Annotated in this window: 14 protein-coding genes; 3 read left to right on the forward strand and 11 right to left on the reverse strand. The window is 68.8% G+C overall.

Annotated features, from left to right (window positions below; genetic code table 11):
* Nucleotides 1–9 precede the first annotated feature (9 nt).
* Genes AC07UH_RS14810 through AC07UH_RS14825 form a run of 4 tightly spaced genes read right to left on the reverse strand, consistent with a single transcriptional unit; the run spans nucleotide 10 to nucleotide 6,778 of the window.
* Entirely contained in the window at nucleotides 10–2,007 is a 1,998-nt protein-coding gene (locus AC07UH_RS14810) for a tetratricopeptide repeat protein (protein ID WP_495180856.1), read from the reverse strand.
* Nucleotides 2,000–3,355 (reverse strand): PEP-CTERM-box response regulator transcription factor, encoded by a 1,356-nt coding sequence (gene prsR / locus AC07UH_RS14815; protein ID WP_495180857.1) that lies wholly within the window; start codon nucleotides 3,353–3,355, stop codon nucleotides 2,000–2,002. Before prsR ends, AC07UH_RS14810 begins: the two co-directional genes overlap by 8 nt.
* Nucleotides 3,352–5,385 carry an XrtA/PEP-CTERM system histidine kinase PrsK gene (gene prsK / locus AC07UH_RS14820; RefSeq protein WP_495180858.1) on the reverse strand — a complete coding sequence of 678 codons (2,034 nt, stop codon included), beginning with the start codon at nucleotides 5,383–5,385 and terminating at the stop codon, nucleotides 3,352–3,354. The genes prsR and prsK overlap by 4 nt, the downstream gene beginning before the upstream one ends.
* Nucleotides 5,386–5,389: 4 nt before the next feature.
* On the reverse strand, nucleotides 5,390–6,778 hold the full coding sequence (locus AC07UH_RS14825) for a TIGR03013 family XrtA/PEP-CTERM system glycosyltransferase (RefSeq protein WP_038661982.1): 1,389 nt from the start codon (nucleotides 6,776–6,778) through the stop codon (nucleotides 5,390–5,392).
* A 159-nt stretch (nucleotides 6,779–6,937) separates the two neighbouring features.
* On the opposite strand from AC07UH_RS14825, the gene AC07UH_RS14830 reads away from it, so the two are divergent.
* Nucleotides 6,938–7,978: a mannose-1-phosphate guanylyltransferase/mannose-6-phosphate isomerase gene (locus tag AC07UH_RS14830; protein WP_137897688.1), complete on the forward strand. Its 1,041-nt coding sequence runs from the start codon at nucleotides 6,938–6,940 to the stop codon at nucleotides 7,976–7,978.
* A 21-nt stretch (nucleotides 7,979–7,999) separates the two neighbouring features.
* Here AC07UH_RS14830 and AC07UH_RS14835 read toward each other — a convergent pair whose 3' ends face one another.
* The 7 genes from AC07UH_RS14835 to AC07UH_RS14865 all read right to left on the reverse strand — a co-directional run bounded on the left by AC07UH_RS14835 (nucleotide 8,000) and on the right by AC07UH_RS14865 (nucleotide 17,427).
* On the reverse strand, nucleotides 8,000–8,482 hold the full coding sequence (locus tag AC07UH_RS14835; protein ID WP_495180859.1) for a DUF3429 domain-containing protein: 483 nt from the start codon (nucleotides 8,480–8,482) through the stop codon (nucleotides 8,000–8,002).
* Between the two features lie 29 nt (nucleotides 8,483–8,511).
* Nucleotides 8,512–10,074: a DUF6311 domain-containing protein gene (locus AC07UH_RS14840; protein WP_495180860.1), complete on the reverse strand. Its 1,563-nt coding sequence runs from the start codon at nucleotides 10,072–10,074 to the stop codon at nucleotides 8,512–8,514.
* Nucleotides 10,075–10,291: 217 nt separating this feature from the next.
* Complete coding sequence (gene groL / locus AC07UH_RS14845) at nucleotides 10,292–11,935, reverse strand: chaperonin GroEL (protein ID WP_495180861.1); 1,644 nt, start codon at nucleotides 11,933–11,935, stop codon at nucleotides 10,292–10,294.
* Between the two features lie 66 nt (nucleotides 11,936–12,001).
* Nucleotides 12,002–12,289 (reverse strand): co-chaperone GroES, encoded by a 288-nt coding sequence (groES, locus tag AC07UH_RS14850; RefSeq protein ID WP_038661992.1) that lies wholly within the window; start codon nucleotides 12,287–12,289, stop codon nucleotides 12,002–12,004.
* A 275-nt stretch (nucleotides 12,290–12,564) separates the two neighbouring features.
* Nucleotides 12,565–13,872, reverse strand: a complete 1,308-nt coding sequence (locus AC07UH_RS14855; protein ID WP_495180937.1) for an MFS transporter — start codon at nucleotides 13,870–13,872, stop codon at nucleotides 12,565–12,567.
* Between the two features lie 10 nt (nucleotides 13,873–13,882).
* Nucleotides 13,883–15,094, reverse strand: a complete 1,212-nt coding sequence (manD, locus tag AC07UH_RS14860; protein ID WP_495180862.1) for a D-mannonate dehydratase ManD — start codon at nucleotides 15,092–15,094, stop codon at nucleotides 13,883–13,885.
* A gap of 11 nt (nucleotides 15,095–15,105) precedes the next feature.
* A complete protein-coding gene (locus AC07UH_RS14865; RefSeq protein WP_495180863.1) occupies nucleotides 15,106–17,427 on the reverse strand; it encodes a glycoside hydrolase family 3 N-terminal domain-containing protein in 2,322 nt (773 codons plus the stop codon).
* 180 nt (nucleotides 17,428–17,607) lie between these two features.
* Between AC07UH_RS14865 and AC07UH_RS14870 the strand changes: the two genes are divergently transcribed.
* Both AC07UH_RS14870 and AC07UH_RS14875 read left to right on the forward strand, forming a co-directional pair.
* The gene (locus tag AC07UH_RS14870; protein WP_495180864.1) at nucleotides 17,608–19,701 is read left to right on the forward strand and encodes an alpha-glucuronidase family glycosyl hydrolase; all 2,094 of its coding nucleotides are present in this window, start codon (nucleotides 17,608–17,610) and stop codon (nucleotides 19,699–19,701) included.
* Nucleotides 19,702–20,130: 429 nt separating this feature from the next.
* Entirely contained in the window at nucleotides 20,131–23,199 is a 3,069-nt protein-coding gene (locus AC07UH_RS14875) for a TonB-dependent receptor (protein ID WP_495180938.1), read from the forward strand.
* The last annotated feature ends 45 nt before the right edge of the window (nucleotides 23,200–23,244 follow it).

Genomic DNA, 23,244 nt, shown 5'->3' on the forward strand with positions numbered 1-23,244 from the left:
AGGGGGCGATCAGGCGGCGATCCGGCGGGCATGCGTGGCGATTACCGGGTCGCCGGGGGCGAGCACGACTGCCTTGGCGGCGAGCTGCCGTGCCCCCGCCAGATCGCCCGCCTCGGCGAGCGCCACCGCATAAGCGTCGCATACGCCGGCGTTCATCGGCGCGAGCCGATAGGCGGCACGGCCGTAGCTGCGCGCCACCGCCGCGTCCGCATCCGCGCCGCCGCCGGCATAGGCCAAAGCGAGATCGGCGAGCAGCGCGGCGTCGCGATTGCCGCCCATGCGGCGGACGCTCTCCAGCGTCTCGATCGCCGCGTCCGTCTCGCCGTTGCGGACCTGCCAATGGCCGAGGATGCGGCGGCCGGACAGGCTTTGCGGGTTCTGGCCGAGGTAGAGCGACAGCGCCGCCGCCGCCTCGCGCGGGCGACCCGCCCGGCCCCAGGCATCGACCAGCCGCAGCATCGTCGGTTCGTCGAAGGCGAGGCTGGCGGCGCGCGCATAGACCTGCGCCGCCTCGGCGAAGCGGCCGCCGATCGCGAGCGCGTCGCCCAGGACGGTCTGCGCGGCGGGCGCGCCCGGGCTGGCGGCGGCGAGGCCGCGCGCGCGCGCGATCGCACCGGCGGTATCGCCGCGACCGAGCTGAGCGCGGATGACGCCGAGCAGGTAATTGGGATCGGTCGGGTCCTCGCGCGCATCGGCGAGCAGCGCGGCGGGATCGTCGTCGCTGGCGAAGGCGGCGGGGCCGCCATGCGCACCGGCCGCGGCACGATCGAGATAACGCGCCGCGGCGACGCGGTCCCCGGTCGCCTCGAAGGCGCGGGCGACGAGGGTCAGCGTATAGCCGTCGGCATCGTCACGCAGCGCGATCGGCTGCAACTGGTCGAGGGCACCCTGCGCATCGCCCGACCGTAGCAGCGCCGCGCCGAGCAACCGGCGGACTGCGACGTTCATCGGCTGATCCGCCGCGAGCTGCCGCCAAGTCCCGATCGCGCGTTCGGTCTGGCCGCGCGCGAAATCGAGACCGCCACCGAGCAGTGCCGCACCGGGCAAAGCGCCGATGCCGTCGCCGGCGCGCTGGAGCAGATCGCGCGCCAGCTCGCCGCGCCCGGCACGCGCGGCAATCACCGCCTGAAGGTAGAAGGCCTGCGGACTGCCCGGCCGCGCGGCGAGCGCGCGGCGGGTGGCATCGAGCATATCGGCGTTGCGCCCGACCTCGCCGAGCGTCGCGGCATATTCGATCAGCGCCGGGTGATAATAAGCGTCGCGCTCCAGCGCGGCCTCGAACCAGGGCAGCGCGGCGACCGGGCCATAGCGGGTGCGGACGATCTCGGCCTGCAAGGCGAGCGCGACCGGATCGCCCGGCGCGAGCCGCTGCGCCCGCGTCGCGGCATCGGCGGCCGCGACGATCTCGCCGGCGTCGAGGCGGATGCGACCGAGATCGGTCCAGGCGGCGGCGTCGCGCGGCGTACGTTGGAGCAGACCGGCGAGCGCCTGTGCGGCGGTGCCGCTGTCGCCCTGCATCGCCAGCGCGCGGGCGCGGGCGCGGATCGCCTCGCCGTCGCCGGCCGGCGCGCGCGCGGCGGTGTCGATCGCCCCTTGCCAGTCGGACTGGAGGAAGCGGGCCTGCGCGCGCAGGCCGGCGATGTCGGCGGGCGCGATGCGCAGCGCGCGGGCACGGCTCAACGCCCCCTCCGCCGCGACGCCGTCGCCGAGCCGTAGATAGGCGCGGGCGAGCAGCAGCATCGCCGGTCGCGATCCGGGCGCGCCGGCGAGCGCGGCGAGCGCATGGTTGCGGGCGGCGCTGTAATTGCCGATGCGATAAGCGGTGCCGGCGTCACGCAGCGCCACGGCGGGGTCGATCCGCGGCGCGGGACGCAGCACCAGCAGCGCGACAAGCGCCGCGACCAGTGCGAGCACGACGAGCGCGATCACCTGCCGACGGCGCGGGCGCGGCCAGACGATCCGCCGGCGGCGCTTGCCGGGCAGCAGGGGATAGCGGCGATCAGCCATGCAGATCATAGCTCTTGAGCAGATCGTACAGCGTCGGCCGACTGACCCCGAGCAGCCGCGACGCGCCGGAGATATTGCCGTCGGCCTGCGCCAGCGCCTGACGGATCGCCTTGCGGTCCGCCGTCTCGCGCGCGCTGCGCAGGTTGAGCGGCAGCGCATCGGCCGCGGTCGCGTCGAGATCGAGATCGGCGGCGGTCACCGATTTGCCGTCGGCCATGATGACCGCGCGCTTGATCCGGTTCTCCAGTTCGCGAACGTTGCCCGGCCAGCCCCAGGCGTCGATCGCCGCCAGCGCATCGGGCGCGAGGCCGGTGACGGCGGGGTTCATCGCCGCGGCGTGGAACCGGACGAAGGCGCGGGCGAGCAGGCTGGCGTCGCCCGGCCGCTCGGCGAGGCCGGGGATACGCACGACGATCTCGGCGAGGCGGTAATACAAATCGTCGCGGAAGCGTCCGTCGGCGACCATCGTGCCGAGGTCCTGATGCGTCGCGCAGACGATGCGGGTGTCGACCGGGATCGGCTTGCGCCCGCCGATCCGCTCGATGACGCGCTCCTGCAGGAAGCGCAGCAGCTTGACCTGCAACGGCAGCGGCACGTCGCCGATCTCGTCAAGGAACAGGGTGCCGCCCGCCGCCTGTTCGATCTTGCCCGGCGTCGTCTTGACCGCACCGGTGAACGCGCCCTTTTCGTGGCCGAACAATTCGCTTTCGAGCAACGTCTCGGGAATGGCGGCGCAGTTGATCGCGACGAACTCGCCACGGCGGCGCGGCGAATGATCATGGATGCCGCGGGCGAGCAGTTCCTTGCCCGTCCCGCTCGCACCGAGCAGCATCACCGAAACATCGGCGGGCGCGACGCGCTCGATCGTGCGCACCACCTTCGCCATCTCGTCCGAGGCGTAGATCAATCCGCCGAATCCGGCCGCCGCCGTCTCGCGCGCGGCGAGGCGGCGGTTCTCCGCCTCCAGCGCATGGACGTGGAAGGCGCGGGCGACGATCAGGCCCAGCGCGTCGATGTCGATCGGCTTGGCGTAGAAATCCCAGGCGCCGAGTGCGATCGCGCGCAACGCGCTGTCGCGGGCGCCGTGGCCCGAGGCGACGATGATCTTGGTCGCGGGCTTGAGCGCCAGCATCTCGGCGAGCGTCGCGAACCCTTCGCTGGTACCGTCCGGATCGGGCGGCAGGCCGAGGTCGAGCGTCACCACCGCGGGCTCGCGGCTGCGCAGTGCCTCGATCGCTTCGGCGCGGGTGGCGGCGCCGACGATCTCATAGCCCTCATAGGCCCAGCGGAGCTGGCGCTGGAGCGCGAGATCGTCCTCGACGATCAGCAGGACGGGCTTGTCGGTCATGCGGCATGCTCCAGCGCGGGCGCGGCGGGGAGGGTCAGGCGGAAGCGGCTCCCCTCGCCTTCGCGGCTGGTCACGTCGAGCCGGCCGCCCATCTCCTCGGCGAGGTGCCGCGCCTCATAGGCACCGATGCCGAAGCCGGCGGGCTTGGACGAGGCGAAGGGCCGGAACAATTGGTCGCGGACGAAGGCGGCGCTCATCCCGCAGCCGGCGTCGATCACGTCGATAAACGCGCCGTCGCCGATCGTGCCGGCGACGAGGTCGATGGTCGCGGTGGCCGGGCTCGCCTCGATGGCATTCTGAAGCAGGTGGCCGAGCAGTTGCTCGAGCCGGCCAGGCTGGGCGAGCGCCGTCCCCTGCCCCGCGACGCGCACCGGATGCTGGGCGCGGCGTCCGGCGGCGAGCCGCAGTGCGAGGCCGGCGAGGTCGACCGGCTGGAGCGGTTCGGGTGTCGCGCGATGGTGTTGCGACAGTCGGGCGAGCAAGGCGTTCATGCGGGCGGCGGAGTCCTTCAGCGTCTCGACCATGTCGGCGCGGAATGCGGGATTGTCGGCGTGCCGCTCGGCGTTGCGCGCGACGAGGCTGAGGCCGCTGACCAGATTCTTGATGTCGTGGATGATGAACGCGAAGCGGCGGTTGAACTCGTCGAAGCGCGCGGCGTCGGCGAGCGCGGCATGCGCGCGATCCTCGGCGAGATAGCTTGCCGCCTGCCGCCCGGCGACGCGGAGCAGGTCGAGGTCCTCCCAGTCGAGCGGCCGTTCATACGGCGGGCGGGCGAGCAGGATGACGCCGATCAGGCTGGTGCCGTGGATCAGCGGCACCAGCGCCCAAGCTTCGGCATGGTCGCCTATCCACTGCGGGATCGCCGCCGCCTCCTCGGCCGGCGCCGCGCCGCGACGGACCTGGTCGAGCTCGACGATGCGCGCGCTGGCGGCGAGATGGTCGCGCAGCGCCGCATCGGTGGTCCCCGCCTCGCGCCAGTGCCATGCGGCGCCGGGGGCGAGGCCGCTGCCGTCGGGCTCCAGCAGCACGCCCGCCGGCGAACCGGTCAGGTCGGCGATCGCGCGGACGATGCGCAGGTCGAGCGGATCGGCGCCCGCCCCCGGCGTGCCCAGCGTCGCGGTGAACCGCTGCCATTCGGCGCGATAATCGTAGCGATGGCGGAAGAAATGCTTGGCGACCTTCACCTTGAGCCAGGCGCGCAGCCACGGCGTCGACAGCAACGTCATCAGCGCGGTGGTCGCGCCGAGCACGATCGCGGTCTGCACGATGCGCACCGTGCTGCCGGCATAATGGTCGGCGATCCGGGTCAGCAGGATGGTGAAGGCCGCATAGAGCAGCACCGCCGCCACCGAGACGAAGCGCAGCACGATGCCGTGCGACACCGCGAGGCTGCGCGCGCTGCGGCGGGTGGCGAGGACTAGCGCGACACCGGTGACGACGAAGCCGCGCAGGGCGAGCGCGGCGGGCGGCACGGCATCGAAGCCGTAGCCCAGCATCGCGACGAGCAGGTCGACACCCCACATCCCGCCGAGCGCGATTGCGACCGGTATCGCCGGCCCGGTGGCGCGCGACGCGCTGCCGGCGGCGACCTGATGCGCGAGCATCAGGCCGGCGACCGCCGCGAGCATCGCCGCGATCAGCCGCAGCGCCTCGATCGCCGCCAGCGCATCGCGGGCGAGCGGCAGCGTGTCGAGGATCGCGAGCAGCCCGGCCGCGGCGGTGATCGTCGCGGCGACCAGATAGACGGCGTAGAGCGCGACGCTGCCGCTCCGCCCCCGCCGCACCAGTGCGAGCAGCACCGCCAGCCAGACGAGGTTACGCAGCGTTTCGCCGAGCCGCGCGGCGACGTCGTCCGCGCCGATCCCCGCCACCGCCAGCGCCCATAGAGCGGTCAGGATGCAGGCGAGCGTCAGCCCGTTGCGCGCCGCCCCCACGCCAGCCCCCAGGCCCTGCCGGCGCAGCGCGCCGAGCGCGAGCAGGCCGAATGCCAGTGCCGCCAGCGCATGGCCCCAGAGGATCAGTGCCGCCATCGGCTCAGCGCGCCCCCGCCGGCCACAGCACCACCCGCAGCGTCTGCAGCAGGATCAGCATGTCGAGGAACGGCGAATAGTTCTTCGCGTAATACAGGTCGTATTCCAGCTTGTGGCGGGCATCCTCGATCGACGCGCCATAGGGGTAGTTGATCTGCGCCCAGCCGGTGATCCCCGGCTTCACCATATGCCGTTCGGCGTAGAAGGGCAGCTGCTGTTCGAGCTGGTCGACGAACTGCGGCCGTTCGGGGCGCGGCCCGACGAAACTCATCTCGCCTTTCAATACCGCCCAGGTCTGCGGCAGCTCGTCGATCCGGACGAGGCGGATGATGCGGCCGATGCGGGTGATGCGCGGGTCGTCCTTCTCCGCCCACACCGCCTTGCCGGCGACCTCGGCATCCTGGCGCATCGAGCGCAGCTTCACGATGTCGAACCCCTGATTGTAGAGGCCGATGCGGCGCTGGCGATAGAAAGCCGGCCCACGCGATTCGAGCTTGATCGCCAGCGCGGTGAGCAGGATCAGCGGCAGCGTCAGGATCAGCAGCAGCAGGCTGGCGACGATGTCGAAGGCGCGCTTGAACACGCTCGACAGCATCCGCCCCGAGGCGAAGCCGTCGGAGAAGATCAGCCACGACGGATTGACCGAATTGAGGTCGATCCGCCCGGTCTCGCGTTCGAGGAAGGTCGAAATCTCGCTGACCGCGACGCCGGTGGTGCGGACGCGCAGCAGGTCCTTGAGCGGCAAGGCGTTGCGGCGCTCCTCCAGCGCCAGCACCACCTCGCCGGCGCCATGGTCGACGACATGCGCGGCGAGGTTGGGGATGGTGTCGCGCGGCACGGCACCCGCGACCACCGGATCGGCCTCGCCCATCGCGACATAGCCCGCGACGATGACGTTGGCGCCGGGCTGGTCCGCCAGCGCGCCGATCCGCGCCGCGCGATGGCCGGCGCCGAGCACGATGATCCGCCGCTTGAACGTATCGCCGCCGAGCGTGCGGTTGAGCATCGCGCGGACCACGACCAGCAGCACCGCGGCGATCAGCGTCGCATAGGCGAGATTGGAGCGCCACAGCGCCACCGGCGGGATCAGGAAGAACAGGATCGACAGGAAGACGACGCCGATCAGGATCGCCACCGCCAGCCGCGCCGCGGCGAAGCGCAGCGACAGGAACGAGCCGACGCCATAGGCCCCCACCGCGATCAACGCGATCTGCAACGCCGCGGCGAAGGCGAACAATTGCGGCAGCCGGGTGGTCACCGGCAGGACCAGCATGCCGATCTGATGCGCGCGGATCACCCAGCCAAGCTCCGCCGCGGTCATCAGCAACAGCGCATCGACCACGCCGAGCAGCAGCACGGCATAGGGCACATAATGCTTGAACAGGCGGATCATGCGGGCACCCTCCCATGCCGGTCTGTAAGCTTTTCCGACAGCTATCCCGCAGGTCGCAGAAAAAAGAAAAGAAAACTTGAAGAAGGCGCCCTTAAGGATCGTTTCGCGCGCGCTTCATTTCGGTTAGGGGTGCGCGTCCCAAGGAGTTTATCACGCATCATGACGATCGTTCCTGTGATCCTTTCCGGAGGGTCCGGCACCCGCTTGTGGCCGATGTCGCGTCCCGAGATGCCCAAGCAGCTGTTGGCGCTGACCGCCGAGGAAACCATGCTGCAGCTGACCGCCAAGCGCGCGCACGGCGAAGCCTTCGCGGCGCCGATCGTAGTCGCCAATGCGCGGCATGCCGATCACATCGACGAGCAGCTCCATGCGGTGGGCGCGGCGCCGCAGGCGGTGATCCTCGAACCGGTGGCGCGCAACACCGCGCCCGCGATCGCGCTCGCGGCGCTCGCCGCCAAGGGTGAAGAGGCGTTGCTGGTGATGCCGTCCGATCACGTCATCGCCGACGTCGCCGCCTTCCACGCCGCGATCGAGGCGGCGATGCCGCTGGTCGCCGACGGCTGGCTGGTCACCTTCGGCATCACCCCCGACGCGCCCGAGACCGGTTATGGCTGGATCAAGGTCGGCGAGCCGCTCGCCGCGGGCGTCCACCGCGTCGCGCGCTTCGTCGAGAAGCCGATCCGCGAGCGCGCCGAAGAGATGCTGGCTTCCGGCGATCACGCCTGGAACGGCGGCATCTTCCTGTTCCGCGCCGACATCTTTCTCGGCGCCCTCGCTGCACATGCCCCCGGCATGCTCACCGCGACGCAGGAGGCGATGACCAAGGCACGGCGTGACGGCGTCCGCATCTACCCCGATGCCGAGGCGTTCGGCGCGTCGCCCGACGATTCGATCGATTATGCGGTGATGGAGCGCGCCGAGCGGGTCGCGGTGGTGCCGGTCGCGATGGGCTGGAGCGACGTCGGCAGCTGGGACGCGCTGCACGCGATCAGCGAGCGTGACGAGAGCGGCAACGCGCATCGTGGCGAGGTCTTGGCGATCGACACGCAGGATTGCCTGATCCGCTCGGACGGGATCCGCATCTCGGCGGTCGGGATCAGCGACCTGATCGTGGTGGCGAGCGGCAACGACGTGATGATCCTGCCGCGCGGCCGCAGCCAGGAGGTCAAGAAGCTGATCGCGGCGATGAAGAACGACTGATGCGAAACCGGACGGTCGCGCTCAGGCGGCGACCGTCCACGCCCACAATCCGGCGAGCCCCGCCGCGCCGATCAGCAGCTGGCGGGGCCGCAACGTCGCGAAATAGGCGGGCGCATTGCCGGCGAGCGCCGCCCGGCGATCGAGCAATGCGGCGAGCACATAGCCGACGATCAGCGGCAGCAGCGCACCCGACGGACGACCGATCACCAGCGCGAGACCGGCGAGCGTGAAATAGGCGATGCTGGTCGCGATCTCGACCGGCTTCGACGCGCGCGGATAGCCGAAGCCGAATCCGCGGCGCACACCGGCGATGAAGGCGAGCACGAGTGCGCCCCAGATGATGCCGAGCTGCACCGCCCAGAACGGCCACGGCGGCGGCATCACCCAGGCCCCCAAGGCGGCGGCGACCAGCGGCACCATCGGCCCATAGCCGAGCAGCACACCATCGGCGGGAACGGCGGGACGATCGGCATCATGGTTCATGCCGCGAGCAACGAGCGGCACGCCGCCGGGTTGCCTGACGAGCCGCGCGTCTAGGGCAGGATTATCGGGACGCCGTCCAGCGTACGGCGCCGCGCGGCAAGCGTCGCAGGTACCGGCCTGTCGTCGAGCACGACGTACAGACGCCCGGCGACCGCTTTGCCGCGCGCGAAGGCGGCGGCGTCGGCGCGCAGGCGATCGAGGGTGACGCGGTCGGTACGGGCGGCATAGACGTTGGCAACCGGGCGGCCGGCCTTGGCGGCGCGCCACGCGATCTCCTGGAACACCGCGAGGTTGCCGAACACGTCGGCGGGGAAGAAGGCGATGCTGCGCGACCGGGCAATCAGCGCGTCCCATCGAGGGTCGAGCGTACGGACGTAGAGACGATGCTCCCCGGCCGAGCGGCTCTGCGCGCGGATCGTGCCGGCCATCGCGGCGAGGTCGATGATCTGGACCGCGACGATACCGATCAACACGAACGTCGCCCGCCGCGCCGGCAGTCGAAAGATGGCGAGCAGCGCCATCAACACCATCACATAGCCGACGGGCCAGAACATGCGGCCGGACGCCCGCACCGTATGCAACAGGCCCCTGATCTCCGCGGGCAGCGGCAATTGGGCGACGGCGAGGGTGGTGAGCACGATCAGCGCCGGGACGAGGTGACGCAGCCGCTGCGCTACCGCGCGCGCGTCGTCGGGGGCCGGCATCCGCCACGCGACGACCAGCGCCAGCGCCATCAACAGCAACCCGCCGGCACCGAGATACTGGAAGCCTTCGAAACTTCGCCCCGGACCGGCCTCGTGCGCGGGCAGGACATTCGAGAAGCCACTGCTGCCCGGGTTCCACAACGCATCCAGCGGCATGGCGTAGAGGCCGAAGTCGGGCGCCGGCAGCTGTCCCCCGACGCCCAGCCACCGGGCCAGCAACGCAACCAGCAGCAGGATGGCAATGCCCTCCCCCACTACCGCCAGCCGGTCGCGGCGCGTGCCTTCGGCAAAGCGCACCAGCAGCGTCGTTGCCCAGATCGCGCCGACCATGACGAGGAGATAATTGTGGATCAGCGTCGCGACGGCGATGAGAGGCAGCCACCAGCGCAGGCGATGGCTCCGGACGGGGTGCAGGAACAACCAGAGCGCGGCCAGGATCAGCCAATGCGCCATCAGATTGACGTGGATATAGCGATTGAACAGCGTCGGCGGGAAGGCGAGCAGCGCGACGCCGATCCAGAGCGCCACTGGTCCCGGTGCATGACGGCGGAGGAGCAGCCAGGCGAAGACCGCCTGCAGGATCAAACACAACAGGAGGAACGGGCCGACCAGTTGCGCATCCGCAGGCAACCGGCCTGCGAACGGCTTCGCGGCGAGCGTCACCAGCGGGTTGCTGTCGGTGAACAGCACCGACACGCCCTCCGGCGCGTCGAGCAGATGGGTCCGTAGCGACGCGCCGGCGCTCGGGTCATGCCAATAGGCATGCGCGCCGAGCGCGTTCTCGCCATTGTCGGTGCCCCTGATCAGCCAGCCCGGATTGCCGATGTCGAGGATCGCCGGGTGGAAGAAGGCGAGGAACACCGCGATCGGCAGGAGCAGCAGCAGGACGGGGGTGGCAAGGCGGGGCATGCGCGGCACCGTGCTCCCGATGCAGCGTATTTTTGGTTAACGGTGACGGCATGCAAAAAGGGACCGGCGGTTGCCCGCGCGGTCCCTTTTCGTATGTCGTTGCCTGGAAAGCGCCGTCACGGCGAGAGACCATGACGTCTGGCGGATCCGATCGGGCCGGCCCGCCGGGCGTTCCGATGCCGTAACCGGGGCAGGCCGCGCCTGCCCCGATGCCGGATCAGAAGTCCATGCCGCCCATGCCGCCCATGCCGCCACCGCCGGGCATGGCCGGAGCCTTGTCCTCGGGCAGTTCGGACACGGTCGCTTCCGTGGTGATCAGCAGGCCGGCCACCGAAGCGGCGTTCTGCAGTGCGGTGCGGACGACCTTGGTCGGGTCGATCACGCCGGCGGCCACCAGGTTCTCATACGTGTCGGTCGAGGCGTTGAAGCCGAACGACGTGTCGCTCTGGTCGAGCAGCTTGCCCGACACGACGGCACCGTCGTGACCGGCGTTCTGCGCGATCTGGCGGACCAGAGCCGTCAGCGACTTGCGGACGATATCGATACCGCGGGTCTGGTCCTCGTTGACGCCCTTCAGGCCGTCGAGCGACTTGGTGGCGTACAGCAGCGCCGTACCGCCGCCGGGGACGATGCCCTCTTCGACCGCTGCGCGGGTCGCGTGCAGCGCGTCGTCGACGCGGTCCTTGCGCTCCTTGACCTCGACCTCGGTCGACCCACCGACCTTGATCACCGCAACGCCGCCGGCGAGCTTGGCGAGACGCTCCTGGAGCTTCTCGCGGTCGTAGTCGCTGGTGGTGTTCTCGATCTGCGCACGGATCGCCTCGGTGCGGCCCTTGATCGCATCGGCTTCACCCGCACCGTCGATGATGGTGGTGTTGTCCTTGTCGATCGTGACGCGCTTGGCGGTGCCGAGCATGCCGACGGTGACGTTCTCGAGCTTGATGCCGAGGTCTTCCGAGATCATCTCGCCCTTGGTCAGGATCGCGATGTCCTCGAGCATCGCCTTGCGGCGATCGCCGAAGCCCGGTGCCTTGACCGCTGCGACCTTGAGGCCGCCACGCAGCTTGTTGACGACGAGCGTGGCGAGCGCCTCGCCCTCGATGTCCTCGGCGATGATGAGCAGCGGGCGACCCGACTGGACGACGGCTTCCAGGATCGGGAGCATCGCCTGCAGGTTGCTGAGCTTCTTCTCGTGGATCAGGATGTACGGATCGTTGAGTTCGACCGTCATCTTCTCCGGGTTGGTGATGAAGTAGGGCGACAGATAGCCGCGGTCGAACTGCATGCCCTCGACGACGTCGAGCTCGAAATCGAGACCCTTCGCTTCTTCGACGGTGATCACGCCTTCCTTGCCGACCTTCTCCATCGCTTCCGCGATCTTCTCGCCGACTTCACGGTCGCCGTTGGCCGAGATGATGCCGACCTGCGCGACTTCCGACGAACCCGAGACGGGCTTCGAGCGGGCCTTGATGTCCTCGACGACCTTCAGGACGGCGATGTCGATGCCGCGCTTGAGGTCCATCGGGTTCATGCCGGCGGCCACCGACTTCATGCCCTCGCGGACGATCGCCTGCGCCAGAACGGTCGCGGTGGTCGTGCCGTCGCCGGCGATGTCGTTGGTCTTCGAGGCCACTTCGCGCACCATCTGCGCGCCCATGTTCTCGAACTTGTCCTTGAGCTCGATCTCCTTGGCGACGGTGACGCCGTCCTTGGTGATGCGCGGTGCGCCGAAGCTCTTGTCGATCACGACGTTGCGGCCCTTCGGCCCAAGCGTCACCTTCACCGCATCGGCGAGGATGTCGACGCCGCGGAGGATGCGCTCACGCGCGTCGCGGCCGAATTTTACGTCCTTGGCTGCCATGGTGGCTACCCTTTCAGTTGGTCTGGAAATTCACAAAAGTCACACCAAGGAAGGTGTGACGCGAAGTCAGCCGACGATCCCGAGGATGTCGCTTTCCTTCATGATAAGAAGGTCTTCGCCGTCGACCTTGACCTCGGTGCCCGACCATTTGCCGAACAGGATCTTGTCGCCGGCCTTGACGTCGAGCGGGGTGATCGTGCCGTTCTCGGCGCGCGTACCAGTGCCGACGGCGACGACCTCGCCCTCCTGGGGCTTTTCCTTGGCGGTGTCGGGGATGATGATCCCGCCAGCCGTCTTTTCCTCGGCCTCGACGCGCTTCACGAGGACGCGGTCATGCAACGGACGAAAAGTCATTGCGAAGTCCCTCTTTCAGTCAGTGTTACAGATTTCTGGCACTCACGAAACGCGAGTGCCAACGGGGCGGATATGTGCCGGCCGCACGGGATCGTCAAGGCTCCCGCCGCGCAGAAAATCGCGATGCGGCGGCAGACGGTGCGCTGCGCGGGACGGCGGGCGGTGCGTCCTCCAATATCCGTTGGTGCTGAGCCTGTCGAAGCACCGTGAGACTCACCTGCCCTTCGACAGGCTCAGGGCGAACGGGTGGATGTGCGACGCCCCTCCCGGTTGGATCAGCGCGCGATCACCACGTCGCGGTAGCGTGGGTTGAGGAGGTGGAAGGCGAGCAGCGCGACGAGATAGGCGAGGCCGCAGGCGACGAAGAACGGGCCGTAGCTGCCGACGGTGTCGAGCAGCAGGCCGAGCGACTTGGAGGCGATGAAGCCCCCCGCCGCGCCGGCGAACCCGCCGAGCCCGATCAGCGTGCCTTGCGCATAGCGGGGAAACTGGTCGCCGGGCAGTGCGAACAAATTGGTCGAGAAGCCCTGATGCGCCGCGCAGGCGAGCCCGATCATGCCGACCGCGACCCAGATGCTGCTCGCCTGCGCGGCGAACATCACCGGCAGCGCGAACAAAGCGCAGACGAACATCGCGCGCTTGCGGGCACGGCCCACCGCGACTCCGCGCTTGAGCAGCCGCGACGAATACCAGCCGCCGGCGATCGCGCCGAAATCGGCGAGGATGTAGATGGCGACCAGCGGCGGGCCGAAATTCTTGAGATCGTAGCCGTAGCGGGTGTGGAAGAAATCGGGCAGCCAGAACAGGAAGGTCCACCAGACCGGATCGATCAGGAAACGACCGGTCATATAGGCCCAGGCCTCGCGATGGCGCAGCACGGCGAGGAAACCCGCGCGGCCGGCATCGTCGGCAGGCTCGGTCTCGATCCACGCGCGCTCCTCGGCGGTGACGCGGGGATGCGCGTGGGGCGGATGGTAGAGCCGCCACCAGGCGGCGAGCCAGACGAGGTTGAACAAGCCGGTGATGATGAACGCCCAGCGCCAGTCGAGCACCAGATTGACGACGATGAAGCCGATCAGCAGCGGCGTAACCACCGCGCCGACGTTGGCGCCGGCGTTGAAGATGCCGATCGCGAGCGCGCGCTCCTTGCGCGGAAACCATTGCGACGCCGCCGCGAGCGCCGAGGGATAGGTGCCCGCCTCGCCGAAGGCGAGCGGGATGCGCGCGATCGCGAAGCCGGTGGTCGAGGTGACGAGCGTCTGCGCGAAATGGCCGATCGTCCAGCTGCCCATCGCGAGCAGATAGCCGTTGCGCGCACCGATCCGGTCGATCAGCCAGCCGAACAGCAGGAAGCCGAAGCCATAGGCGACCTGGAAATAACCGGTGATGTCGCCATAACCCGCATTGCTCCAGCCATAGAGCGCGGTGAGCTGCGGCTTGAGCACGCCGAGCACCAGCCGGTCGATATAGCTCAACACCACCGCCGCGAAGAGCAGGCCGCAGATCAGCCAGCGGATGCGGCCGCGCGGCGGCGTCACCGCATGGACGGCGGTCTCGGGTGCGCTGACCGCGGCGTCGCCGATCTCGCTCACCTCACCAGCTCCACAAGGTGCCGTCTTCGAGACGGTTCACGGGCAGATAGGCGCGCTTATAGGCGTGCGTGGCGGCGAGGTCCGTGTCGATCGACACGCCGAGGCCGGGCGCGTCGCCCGGATGCATCGTGCCGTCGGTGAAGCGATAGGCGTGCGGGAAGACCGCGTCGGTCTCGGCGCTGTGCGGCATATGCTCCTGGATACCGAAATTGGGCACCGACAGGCCGAAGTGCAGCGCCGCCGCCATCGCCACCGGCGAGAGATCGGTCGCGCCGTGGCAGCCGGTGCGGACCTGATAGAGATCGGCGAGCGCGGCGATGCGGCGCAAATGGGTGATGCCGCCGGCATGGACGACGGTGGCGCGGATATAGTCGATGAGCTGATTCTCGATCAGATGCCTGGCATCCCAGATCGAGTTGAACACCTCGCCGACCGCGAGCGGCGTCGTGGTGTGCTGGCGGATCAGGCGGAAGGCGTCCTGGTTTTCCGCCGGGGTCGCATCCTCGATCCAGAACAAGCGATAGGGTTCGAGATCCTTGCCGAGCCGCGCCGCCTCGATCGGGGTCAGCCGGTGATGGACGTCGTGGAGCAGATGCACGTCCCAGCCGAGCGCCTCGCGTGCCGCGGCGAACAATTCGGGGACGACGCGCAGATATTTCTCGGTCGACCAGACCGCCTCATTCGGCAGGTCGCCGTCGGCGGGTTCGTAGCGCTGGCCCTGTTTGGCGACGCCATAAGTGGAGGCGAGCCCGGGCACGCCGCATTGCAGCCGGATCGCGCGATAGCCCTCGTCGCGGTGGCGCAATGCGGTCTCGATCGTGTCGGCGATCGTGGTGCCGTTGGCGTGGCAATAGACGAGGCAGGAGTCGCGCGCGGCGCCGCCGAGCAACTGATAAACCGGCAGGCCCGCGACCTTCCCCTTGATGTCCCACAGCGCCATGTCGACGGCGGCGATCGCGGTCATCGTCACCGGGCCGCGCCGCCAATAGGCGCCCTTGTAGAGATATTGCCAGACATCCTCGATCCGGTGCGCGTCGCGGCCGATCAGGCAGGGGACGACGTGATCCTCGAGATAGCTGGCGACGCTAAGTTCGCGACCGTTCAGCGTCGCGTCGCCGAGGCCGGTGGTGCCGTCGTCGCAGGTGATCTGCAACGTGACGAAATTGCGTCCCGGCGAGGTGACGATGACGCGAGCGTCGGTGATCGTGGGCATCGGATGATCCTTCAGGCGATGTCGAGCGCGACGGTCTGCACGTCGCGGCTGTTGGGGCCGGTCATGATGTCGAAGCGGCCGGGCTCGACCAGTTCGCGCATGTCACGGTTCCACAGGCGGAAGGCGTCCGGGCCGAGCGTCAGCCGGACGGTGCGGCTCTCGCCGGGCTTGAGCGTCACCCGCGCGAAGCCCTTGAGCGCCTTGACCGGGCGGGCGACCGACGACACCTGGTCGCGGACGTAGAGCTGGACGACCTCGTCACCGGTGCGGTCGCCGATATTGGCGACGTCGACCTCGACGTCGACCGATCCGGCCACGCCGATCCGCACCGCCGACAGCCGCGGCGGCGACAGGCGGAAGCGCGTGTAGCTGAGGCCGAAGCCGAACGGGAACAGCGGCGCGTCGTCGTCGAACAGATAGCCGCGCCGCGCCGACGGCTGGTGATCGTAATAGAAAGGCAATTGGCCGACGTCGCGGACCACCGTCACCGGCAGCTTCGCGCCGGGATTGACGTCCCCCCACAATGCATCCGCCATCGCGTGCCCGCCCTGCTGGCCCATATACCAACATTCTAGCATCGCATTGGCGTTCGCGACCACGGTCGGCCAGCTGGGCGGCCGGCCGTTAATCGCGACCACCACCACCGGCTTGCCGGTCGCCTTCAATGCGGTGAACAGCGCATTCTGCTCGCCGAGCAGGTCGAGCGAGGTGCGATCGCCGAGATGCGTCTTGGCATAGCCTTCGCGGCTGGTCTGCTCGGTGTCGCCGATCGCGAGGATCACAACGTCGGCGGACGCGGCCACCGTCACCGCCTCGGCGATCAGCGCGCGATTGCGGGCGGGATCGGCGAGCAGCACCTCGTTCGCGGACCGATCCTCGCTCTGGGTGATGAACACGCCCTGCGCGTGGACCACCTCGGCCCTGCCCTTCAGCTTGGCGCGGATGCCGTCGAGCAGCGAGACGGGATCGGTCGGGATCGACGAATAGCCGCCGAGCCGCGCGACCGCCGCATTGGGGCCGATCACCGCGACGCGGCGATGACGGTCGACCGAGAGCGGCAGCGTGCCGTCGTTCTTGAGCAAGGCGATCGAGCGCGCCGCGGCCTCGCGGGCGAGCGCCAGCGCCTCGGCATTGGCCGTCAGGCGGGCAGCGGCGCGGGGATCGACGCGCGGCTCCTCGAACAGGCCGGCGCGAAATTTGAGCGTCAGCATGCGGGCGCAGGCGGCGTCGATCGCGGCGACGCTCACCTTGCCGGCGCGGACCTGATCGGCGAGCGTGCGATAGGCGACGCCGTCGGGCAGGTCGCTGTCCACCCCGGCGGCGAGCGCCAGCCGCGCCGCCTCGCCGACGTCGCCGGCGATATGGTGGAAATAGTCGAGCTCGGGGATGGCGGCGTAATCGCTGACGATCGCACCGTCGAATCCCCATTCGCCGCGCAGCACGTCGCCGAGCAGCCAGCCATTGGCGTGGCTGGGGACGCCGTCGATCTCGTTGTAGGAGGGCATCACCGCCCCTACCCCGGTCCGCTCGACCACCGCGCGGAACGGCGGGAAATAGCTTTCGCGCAGCTCGCGCTCGCCGATCTGCGCGGGCGCGACATTGTTGCCCGCCTGCGGCTGGCCGTGGCCGGTCATGTGCTTGAGCGTCGCGAACACCTTGCCCGGCGCCAGCTCCCGCCCCTCACCCTGGAGGCCGTGGACCGCGGCGACGCCCATCTCGCCGCACAGATAGGGATCCTCGCCGAACGTCTCCTCGATCCGCCCCCAGCGCGGGTCGCGGGCGATGTCGACCACCGGCGAGAGCGCGAGCACGGTGCCGTGCGCGCGCACCTCGCGACCGATCACCGACTGGACGCGGGTCATCAGATCGGGATCGAAGCTGCCGGCGAGCGCGATCGCCTGCGGGAAGCTGGTCGCCTCGGGGGCCATATAGCCGTGCAGCGATTCCTCGTGGAACAGCACGGGAATGCCGAGCCGCGTGCTGGTGCGCGACCAGTCCTGCGCGGCGTTGACGAAGGCAATCGTGTCGGCGGGCTTGCGCCAGCGGCCGGTGACGTCGGTGCCGGTGTTGGTCGCGGTCGCCGCGCCGCCGCGATCCGACGGCCGCGCGATCTGGCCGATGCCGTTTGGATAAGCGGCGCTGGCGCGGGCCGGATCGAAGCCGCGCGCCTCGTCCATCACGTCGCGCTTGGTGGTCGACAGCGTGATGAGCTGCGACACCTTCTCGTCGAGCGTCATCCGGCCGAGGAGGTCGCGGACCCGCAGGTCGACCGGCGCGCGCGCGTCCTTGTAGAGCGGCAAAGCCGGTCGCGCGGCGGCGGGAAGCAACGCCATCAGCGACACCCCCGCACTCCAGCGCAACACCTCACGACGGGACGAAACGGCAGGACGCGACGTCAAGACAGGCTCTCCAGGATTGGCAAACCAATACGATGCGGCTTGCCTGTTATGTTGATAGCGATAACATGAAAGCTGGACCGCGGACTTGTCAATCGTTCGCGACGGGAGAGTGAGATGAAAGGGTATCGTGCGCTGATCGGAGCGCTGGGCGCAAGCTGGCTCGCGCTGGCCAGTCCGGCATTCGCCGACGACGGCTATTCCTTGTGGCTGCGGACCAGTGCCCCGGCGACCGGTCAGGCCGCCGTGACGCGGCTGGGCGACAGCGCGACGCTGCGGCTCGCCGAGAGCGAGCTGCGTCGCGCGCGGCCCGCGGGGACGCCGCCGGTGGTGGTCGCGACCGCCGCCGCGCCGGGGATCGCCGCGCTGGGCCTCCCCTTCGCCGGATTGGGCGACGAGGGCTATCTGGTCCGTCGCGTGACGCTTGCGGGCCGAAGCGTGCTGCTGGTCGCGGGCAACGGCGATCGCGGCACGCTGTACGGCGCCTTCGCGCTGCTGCGCGCGCTCGGCACCGGCGATCGTGCCGAGACGGTGGCGTTGCGCTCGGCGCCGAAGGTCAAGCTGCGCGTGCTCAACCATTGGGACAATCTCGATGGCACCGTCGAGCGCGGCTATGCCGGCCAGTCTTTATGGGATTGGTGGACGCTCCCCGATTTCGACGATCCCCGCTACACCGATTACGCCCGCGCCAATGCCTCGATCGGCATCAACGGCACCGTACTCAACAACGTCAACGCCAAAGCGGACAGCCTGACCGCGCCTTATATCGCCAAGGCGGCGAAGCTCGCCGCGGTGTTCCGGCCATGGGGGATCAAGGTCTATCTGTCGGCGCGCTTCTCGGCGCCGATCGAGCTCGGCGGATTGAAAACCGCCGACCCGCGCGACCCGGCGGTCGCCGCCTGGTGGCGTGCCAAGTCGGACGAGATCTATCGCGCGATCCCCGATTTCGGCGGCTTCCTCGTCAAGGCGAACAGCGAGGGCCAGCCCGGCCCGCGCGACTATGGCGCGAGCCACGCCGATGGCGCCAACATGCTCGCCGCGGCGGTGGCGCCGCATGGCGGAATCGTGATGTGGCGCGCCTTCGTCTATGCCGAGACCGACCCGACCGATCGCGCCAAACAGGCCTATAGCGAGTTCAAGCCGCTCGACGGCCGCTTCGCCGGGAACGTGCTGGTGCAGGTGAAGAACGGCGCGATCGACTTCCAGCCGCGCGAGCCCTTCCATCCGCTGTTCGGCGCGATGCCGAAGACGCCGCTGATGATCGAATTCCAGATCACCAAGGAATATCTCGGCTTCGCCACCCACCTCGCCTATCTCGGCCCGCTGTTCGCCGAGACGCTGCATGCGAAGACCGGTCGCCGCCGCGACGAGACCGTCGCCGACGTCGTCGACGGATCGGCGGAGGGCCATAGGCTGACCGGCATGGCCGGCGTCGCCAATATCGGCCGCGACCGCGACTGGAGCGGATCGACCTTCAACCAGGCCAATTGGTATGCCTTCGGCCGACTCGCCTGGGACCCGGACCTTACCTCCGAGGGGATCGCGCGCGAGTGGGCGGCGCAGACCTTCGGTACCGATCCGCAGGTCGTCGCCACCACGACCGCGATGATGGCCGGATCGCGCGAGGCGGCGGTCGATTACACCGGCGCGTTCGGGCTCGCGCATCTGATGGCGACCGGCCATCATTACGGACCGGGTCCGTGGGTCGCCGATCTGGCGCGGCCCGAGTGGAACCCGACCTATTATCATCGCGCCGACCCGGACGGAATCGGCTTCGAGCGCGGCCGTAGCGGCAGCGATGCCATCGACCAATATGCCCCCTCGGTCGCGCGCCAGCTCGCCCGGCCGGAGACGACGCCGGAACGCGAATTGCTGTGGTTCCACCATGTCCGCTGGGATCGCCGCATGGCCGACGGGAAGACCTTGTGGGAGGATCTGGTCGCGCATTACGATGCCGGCGTCGGCTATGTCGCCGGCATGCAGCGGCAATGGGACACGCTGCGCGACAAGATCGATGCCGAACGCTGGCAGAAGACGGCGACCTATCTGGCGATCCAGCAGCGCGAGGCGCGCTGGTGGCGCGATGCCAGCCTCGCCTATTGGATGTCGGTCAACCACCGCCCGCTGCCCGCCGGGGTGGCGGCACCCGAACACGACCTCGCCTGGTACAAGGCGCAGAGCTACCCCCATGCGCCGGGACATACGTCGTGACGCGGTCGCGGTAACGCTGCTCCTCCCCGTCTCAATCTCTGTTTGGCCTAACCGAAACCGATTGACTTGCTGACCAATACGGAGAAGATAGCGCTATCAAGGCCGCGACAGACGGGCATGACGAGGGACGGGGATGGCTGGAGCATCGCTGACATTGCTGACGGGCGTTCGCCCCGCGCCGACGATGCCGGAGACGGCATCGCGCCGGAGTGATGCGTCGTTCGTCGCCTTCATCATGACCGAAACCTGATCCGCATCCGACGTCTCCGCCGGTGGCCGTCGGCCGCCGGCGACAATCCATGCTGCGCATGCCGCGACGACGGCAGCGCGTCACCAGAGAGGAACCTGAAGTTGAGCACCGTCCGCACCCTTCGCCTGCGCCGCATCGCGCTCCTGTGCGCCACCACGCTCGGCACGCTGGGCGCGTCGATGGCCGCGGCGCAGGCCGTGCCGCCGCCGCAGGAACAGACCCCGGCCGACGGCCAGGACAACGGCCCCGCCGTGGCGCCCGTGCCGCAGACCGACCAGAGCCAGGGCGCGCCGGGTGAGGACATCGTCGTCACCGGCTATCGCTCGAGCCTCGCCAAGTCGACCGAGTCCAAGCGTGCCTCGACCGGCTTTACCGATTCAATCTTCGCCGAGGACATCGGCAAGTTCCCCGACACCAACATCGCCGAATCGTTCAACCGCATCCCCGGCGTGACGATCACCCGCGACGTCACCGGCGAAGGCACCAACGTCGCGATCCGCGGCCTCGGCTCCAATTTCACCAACGTGACGCTGAACGGCGCGACGATCGCCGTCGCCTCGTCGGGCGCTACCGATGCGCAGGGCACCGACCGTTCGGTCGACCTCAGCTTCTTCCCGACCGACCTGTTCACCAAGCTGACCGTCAACAAGAGCTATACCGCCGACCTGCTCGAAGGCGGCGCGGCGGGCAATATCGACCTGCGCTCGGCCCGCCCGTTCGACCGCAACACCTCGTTCCTCGCCTATAACATCCAGGGCACCAAGCAGACTCCCGAGGACCGGATCGGCGCGCGCGGCTCGCTGATCGGCAGCTGGCGCAACGATACGTTCGGCATCCTCGCCGGCGTGTCGGCGCAGCGCCTGTTCACCGAGACGCGCGGGTTCGAGACGATCGGTTATACCAACCCGGCGCTCACCGCGGCGCAATGCGGCGCGACCTCGGGCTGCAACAGCACGGGCGGCGGCAATTGGACGATCCCAGCGACGGTACCGGTCGGCGCCGGTGCCAGCCTCGTCGCCGGTACGCCGATCAACAGCGCCTTCCTGCTCGCCAACAATCCCGGTGCCTCGATCCAGCAGATCGACAACGGCCTGCTGCCGCGCCTCGGCCGCATCGCCAACATCCGTGGGCCGCGCGACCGCCTGAACGCGATTCTGAGCGCCGAATGGCAGCCGACCGACACGCTGCATTTCTATATCGACGGCCTGTACGGTTATAAGAAGAACGACCTGATCCGTGAGGACATGGCGTGGATCGTGCGCAACGGCGCGTCGATCCCGACCAACCTCACGTTCGACAAGGCCGATTGCAGCGCCGGCTGCACCGTCACCGGCGGCACCTTCGCCAATGCGCAATTCTTCGACGAATTCCGTCCGTATATCGAGACCACCAAGCTGTTCAGCGTCAATCCCGGCGGCGAATGGGAGATCGACGACAAGCTCAAGCTGACGCTGCAAGGCAATTACGCGCGCTCGACCTTCCACCGCGAGAGCCCGACCGTGGGCTTCACCACCCCGCTCGGCGTCGGCAACACCGTCACTTATTCGAACGACGGCGGCATCCCGAGCATCAAGAGCAATCTCGATCTCAACGATCCCGCCAATTTCGGCTGGTACGCCGGCAGCCGCGTCAACATCCAGGACGAGCGCCGGCTGAACGTCAACAAGGGCTTCCGCGGCGATCTGACCTGGGGCGACAAGGCGCTCAACCTGAAGGTCGGCGGCGCGTTCGACGACGTGTCGCGGCGTATCCGCGGTTACGACAACAGCCAGGCGTGGCAGAATGCGGTCTGCGGCAACAACCCCAACGTGTCGCTGCAATCGCCCAATTCGCAGCCGCCCTGCGAGGGCCTGAACGCGCCGGGTGTGATCCCCGCGGGCTATCCGACCTATCCGGGCCTCGGCACCGGGGCGACCGCCGGAACCAGCGGACCGGTCAGCTATGGCGGATCGCTGATCCCCAACAGCGCCGTTCCGACCTATCTGAGGCCCGGCCCCGCCGGTTTCGTGACGGTCGATTTCCCCGCCTTCGCGGCGGCGAGCAACTATGACTTCTATCACGACAATGCGCCCGAGAGCGGCGGTGCCAACACCGGTGCCAGCGGCGGCTCGATCCGCGAGGTGGTGAAGTCCGCCTTCGCCACGGTGAACGGTGCACAGGAGCTGGGCGGCAACACGCTGCGCTTCAACGTCGGCCTGCGCTACGTCAACACGATCCAGACGATCGCGGGACGCGTCTCGCTGCCCGATCCGCGCAACACGACGGCGACGGGGGCCACCCTGCCCGACGGCAGCCGCTATCCGAACATCGTCAACGTCGTGTCGACCCGCAACGAATATGCGAAATGGCTGCCCGCCGCGACCTTCGCCTACGACCTGAGCGAGCATGCGGTGGTGCGCGTCGCCGGATCGCGGACGATGACCCGGCCCGATCCGTCGGCGCAATTGCCCGGCGTCAGCTTCGGCGCGCCGTCCGCCGACCAGGCGAACATCGGCAATCCGGCGCTGTCGCCGTACATGTCGACCAACCTCGACCTCGGTTTCGAATATTATACCGGGCGCGAGGGCGTGATCAGCTTCAACGCGTTCCGCAAGGCGATCACCGGCTTCACCAACACCTCGATCACCACGGCGCCGTTCACCGCGCTGGCGCAATATGGCATCACCTACGATACGCTGAATTCGACGCAGCAGATCGCGATCAACTCGCGCGGCGGGCCCAATACCGCGCAGGTGCAGGTGACCTCGCAGGTCAACGTGCCCAACAAGCTGACGATCAACGGCCTCGAATTCCAGTGGGTCCAGCCGCTCGACTTCCTGACCCGGCATATCGGCGTGACCGGCTTCGGCTTCAACGCCAACGCCACGATCGTCGACCAGACCAGCAGCGGCCCCGCCACCGCATTCGGCGTCGCACCGTTCACCTACAACATCACCGGTTATTACGAGAAGAACGGCATCATGCTGCGCGTCTCGACGACCTCGCGCGAGGGTTCGCAGAACAGCGGCACCGCGCAGAACGGCATCCCGGCGGCGGCGCTGTACGGCACCGATTACACCACCTACGATTTCTCGTCGTCGTTCGACCTCGACAAGATCTTCGGTTTCGCCGGAGCGCCGCAGCTCACCGTCAACGTCGCCAATTTCACCAACGCGACGCTGCGCTCCTACTTCCAGTTCGAGAATGCGACCTTCACCCAGTACAAGCCCGGTCGCCAGTTCCTCGTCGGCCTGCGCGGCACCTTCTAGGCCGGAGCGACTGTCAGGGTTCTTGCGAAAATTCCTCCCCCGCAA

This window comes from Sphingomonas sp. GW821-FHT04B01 (assembly GCF_059420425.1).